This window comes from Ectothiorhodospira sp. 9100 (assembly GCF_022227565.1).
Classification (GTDB): Bacteria; Pseudomonadota; Gammaproteobacteria; order Ectothiorhodospirales; family Ectothiorhodospiraceae; genus Ectothiorhodospira; species Ectothiorhodospira marina.
This window is the reverse complement of sequence record NZ_JAJNAN010000100.1, coordinates 1-1918: the sequence shown is the minus strand read 5'-3', so window position 1 is coordinate 1918 and position 1918 is coordinate 1. Positions and strand designations below refer to the sequence as shown.

The window sequence follows — 1918 nt, the reverse complement described above, 5'->3', positions numbered from 1 at the left end:
AATTTTGTATTTTTTAATCATTTTTATTATTGTCCCCCCCCCGGGGGGGCGGGGGGCCCCCCCCCCCCCCCCCGCGGGGGGGGGGGGGGGGGCGGCGGGGGCTGGGGTAGGCACTGTGCCGGTCCTTCCCCCTCACCCCCACCCCTCTCCCCGAGGGGGAGAGGGGCTTGGTACGTCACCATCATTATCTTTCATCATCGGGGGTGACTCAGCGCCGCGATGCATTAGAGTTAGGGGCGGAGTTTCAGGTCTCGTCGTCGCTTTGCAGGATGCGGATATCCAGGCCATCCAGGCCGCGGCGGCCTACCTTGTGGCCGGCGAGGCGGGTGGCGTTGGCCAGGGCCTCGGGGACGGTGCCGCCGTTGGCGAGGGTATGGATGAGGCCAGCGTTGTAGGTGTCGCCGGCGCCGAGGGTGTCGATGACTTCGGGGGGTGGGCAGGCGGGGGCGTGGTAGAGGCCATCGCGGCTGGCCCAGGCCCAGGAGCCTTGATCGCCCCAGGTGCAGATGAGGATGGCGCCGGGGACGCGTTTGTGGATGCCACGGAGGAAGGGTTCGGGTTCATCGAAGCCTCGGCCGAGGACGAAGGGGCGGGAGAAGACGATGACGTCGGGCTGGCCGAAGAGCATGTCGATGCCGTCGCGGTCTTTTTCCACTTCCAGGGAGATGGGGCGGTGGGTGGGTTGGCGGCTGCGCAGGGTTTGCAGTATGCGGCTGGTGGTGTGGGTGTCGCGGGCCTGGAGGTGGACCCAGTCGTAGCGGTCGAGGGGGAGGCCTGCAACGTGGGCGGCGTCCAGTTCGGGCAGGTCGCGGTGGTGGATGATGGTGCGGGAGCCGTTGGTGGCGTTGAGGGTGATGTAGGAGGTGGGGGTGCGTCCGTTGCGGCGCTGGCAGGTATCGACGCCGATGCCGCGCTGGGCCAGCAGGTCTCTCAGGCGGTCGCCGTCGGGTTCTTCTGCCAGGACGGTGGCCAGGTCGCAGTGGTGGCCCAGTTGTTTGAGGACGTGGAGGGTGTTGGCGGCGTTGCCGCCGGGGCAGGCGCGTTGTTGGAGGGCGCGGATTTCTTCGTCTTCCGCGGGGTAGTGGTCGACGATGTTGATGATGTCCAGCGTGGCAACGCCGATGCCGAGGATGTGGGCCATGGTGGGTGCCTGTGGGCGGGTGAAGGCGGGTGGGGACAGGATAGAGGGTGGGAGTGTGGGAGTGTGGGGGTAAAGTTGGGGGTGTTTGTTCTGGGGGGGGCGGATGGTGTTACAAGCGTGCCGCCGGTTGGCTGGGGGCAGTAAGGTCGGCGCTGCGGGGTCGGTCTGGCTGCCGGCGGGACGCCGTGAATACATCCCTGTAGGCTTGATCGCCGCATCCCTGCGGCGAACACCCGCCCACAGCCAGTCCGGCCCCACAGCGCCTGGATGGTGCTGATCCTGGAACCGACCCTTGCTGTCTGCTCAGGGCGCTCAGGTTTAGGGCATGGGCCTGACACGACAAAGGGGGCCTCAGGCCCCCTTTGTCTCTTCGGCATTGGCACCTCAGGTGGGGTGCCAAGCCACATCATGCGACCGACTTAGAAGTCGTAGCGCATACCGGCAGCGAAGACCTGGCCACCGCTGATATCGTCGGGCGCAGTGCCATACCAATCAGCTCTTCCACCGCGTTCCTCGGTGATGGCAGCCGTTTCTTCTTCATAATAATATTCAGCAAACAGTTTCATTGCGTCGGTCATTTGGTAGTCATACCCCAAATGGACAACATTCTCACCATAGCTTTCAACGTCAGCCAACATGACCTTAAACGTGCTCTGCCCCATGGTGTAACCAGCATATACATTCATGGCCGTGTTACCGTCTTCTCGGAAAGTAGAGTCGAAATCGCTATAGAATCGCTCATACTTTGCGCCAAAGTACAGGTTACCCATGGTATGA

At 63.7% G+C, this 1918-nt stretch carries 1 protein-coding gene and 1 pseudogene; both read right to left on the bottom strand.

All coding sequences use genetic code 11. The features are described 5' to 3' along the window. Nucleotides 1–244: 244 nt before the first annotated feature. Nucleotides 245–1141 (bottom strand): PfkB family carbohydrate kinase, encoded by an 897-nt coding sequence (locus LPW29_RS15030; protein WP_238628686.1) that lies wholly within the window; start codon nt 1139–1141, stop codon nt 245–247. 419 nt (nt 1142–1560) lie between these two features. Further along, nucleotides 1561–1918 (bottom strand): annotated as a pseudogene (locus LPW29_RS15025) (porin); the annotation flags it as partial.